At 62.6% G+C, this 2198-nt stretch carries 2 protein-coding genes and 1 pseudogene; 2 read left to right on the top strand and 1 reads right to left on the bottom strand.

Translation table 11 applies throughout. The features are described from left to right. Positions 1-372: pseudogene (locus tag EN991_RS33375) on the top strand (hypothetical protein); the annotation flags it as partial. Positions 373-414: 42 nt separating this feature from the next. Here EN991_RS33375 and EN991_RS33370 read toward each other — a convergent pair. Continuing rightward, the gene (locus EN991_RS33370; RefSeq protein ID WP_127370328.1) at positions 415-1101 is read right to left on the bottom strand and encodes an HAD family phosphatase; all 687 of its coding nucleotides are present in this window, start codon (positions 1099-1101) and stop codon (positions 415-417) included. 176 nt (positions 1102-1277) lie between these two features. Between EN991_RS33370 and EN991_RS33365 the strand changes: the two genes are divergently transcribed. Then, positions 1278-2198: site-specific DNA-methyltransferase (locus EN991_RS33365; protein WP_164769564.1), on the top strand; the 921-nt coding region annotated here is incomplete at its 3' end.

Here is a 2198-nt window from a genome sequence, read left to right as displayed (position 1 = left end):
ATCTACCAGGCGTCGGTCAGCGACGTGACACGCGACTGCAGCCGTGCCAACGGCCAGTTGACGATGAAGATTGCGGTCGCCGGCAAGATTGTCCCCGGACCGAAGTTTTCTCCAGGCACGATCACCATGCCGATCCGAACGGCGGTGATGCACGGCACCGAGGTCCTCTATTCGCAGCTCCACCAGTATCAGGTCCAGGTCACCGATCCTTCGGTTGCCACGCAGTTCGTCTTCACCGATTCCAATGTCGTCGTGCCCGAGCCGACGGCCCAGGATTATCAGGCCTTTGCCGGCTATGACGAAACCGCGCATCAGGCAACGGCCGACAAGTCGAAGAAGACCCGCCGCAAGAGGGCTGCCGCGACGAACTAGGTCTCGGCAGTTGCATGAGGCGTGCGTCGCGGCGCACGCTTCTCAGGCGTCCGACCACTCCGACAGCGCGGCGATCACGCTTTTCAACTCCGCCCAGCGGCGGATCACCGTTTCAGCGCCGGCCTCGGTGAGCGCGTCGGCATGGCCGGGATAACTGTGTCCCGCGCCGGTGAAGCCGATCACCCGCATGCCCGCCGCCCTTGCGCCGTGGACGCCGTGCACGGAATCCTCGATGACGAAAGTGTTCGCCGGGTTGGCGCTGAGTTTCTCCGCCGCAAACAGGAACACGTCCGGCGCCGGTTTCGTTTTCGCGGTCGGTGTTTCCATCGCCGAAAAAATCCGGTCGGCGAAAAACGGCAGAAGATGCACCTTCTCCAGCATGAATTCGATCCGCTCGGAGCGTGAATTCGAGCAGACACAGCGCGGCACCGTTACCGCGGCAACGGCCTCGCGCGCGCCGTCGATGGCGCGGACGTCACTGCGCAGTTTGCGGTCGACCAATTGTTCCTCCCTGTCGATAAGAGAGGCCTGGAAGGGAATGCGGGACTTTTCCTCGACCCGCAGCATGATGTCCTTGAAGGTCAGGCCGGCATAGCTCTCCGAAATCTCCTCAGCCGATATCTCGTATCCGGCCAGGGTCAAAAGCTCGGCGTCGACGCGGGCGGCGATGATCTCGGAATCGACGAGCACGCCGTCGCAATCGAAGATGACAAGGTCTGGCTGGGGCATGGTGATCCGGACAATGGGAGGGCGAAGTGGCCTCGGAAGGCTCAGGCGGCGCGGCATACACCAACAGGGCCGCCTTCGCAAATTCGCCACACCCATCCCTTGGCCTTCACGGAATATTTACGCTGATCGGTAACCATAACCAGGAGTAAACAGTAACGCGTGCCTTGGGTGTCAGAATGTCTGCCGTGCGTCTTCTCGACGAGCTTTCCCACGCTCCCCAGCAATCCGAATGGCTGGACACGATCCTCAAGGGCGACTGCGTCGCCGCGCTAGACCGGCTGCCCGAAAAATCGATCGACGTCATCTTCGCCGATCCGCCCTACAATCTGCAGCTCGACGGCGACCTGCACCGCCCTGATCAGTCGAAGGTCGACGCCGTTGACGACGATTGGGACCAGTTCGAGAGTTTCGAGGCCTATGACGCTTTCACGCGTGCCTGGCTGCTGGCGGCGCGCCGGGTGCTGAAGCCCAACGGCACCATCTGGGTCATCGGCTCCTATCACAACATCTTCCGTGTCGGCGCCAAGATGCAGGATCTCGGCTTCTGGATCCTCAACGACGTCGTCTGGCGCAAGACCAACCCGATGCCGAATTTCCGCGGCCGCCGTTTCCAGAACGCGCATGAGACGATGATCTGGGCCACGCGCGACCAGAAGGGCAAGGGCTATACCTTCAACTACGAAGCCATGAAGGCGTCCAACGACGATATCCAGATGCGCTCCGACTGGCTGTTTCCGATCTGCACCGGCGGCGAGCGGCTGAAGAACGACAATGGCGACAAGCTGCACCCGACGCAGAAGCCGGAAGCGCTGCTTGCCCGCATCATGATGGCCTCGACCAAACCGGGCGACATCGTGCTCGATCCGTTCTTCGGCTCCGGCACCACGGGCGCGGTGGCCAAGCGCCTCGGCCGCCATTTCGTCGGCATCGAGCGCGAGCAGGCCTACATCGACGCCGCCAACGAGCGCATCGACGCAGTGCGGCCGCTGGAAGAGGCCGACTTGACCGTTCTCACGGGCAAGCGCGCCGAGCCGCGCGTTGCATTCGTCAGCCTGATCGACACCGGCCTGATGATGCCGGGTGCGACGCTCTACGAT

Origin of the sequence: Mesorhizobium sp. M7A.F.Ca.US.005.03.2.1, assembly GCF_003997795.1 — a bacterium.
GTDB lineage: Bacteria > Pseudomonadota > Alphaproteobacteria > Rhizobiales > Rhizobiaceae > Mesorhizobium > Mesorhizobium ciceri.
This window is presented reverse-complemented; position numbering and strand designations above follow the sequence as displayed.

What these genes read in the sequence shown, in the direction of transcription:
- EN991_RS33370 (WP_127370328.1), bottom strand. Translation starts at nt 1,101, where the DNA reads ATGCCCCAGCCAGACCTTGTCATCTTCGATTGCGACGGCGTGCTCGTC.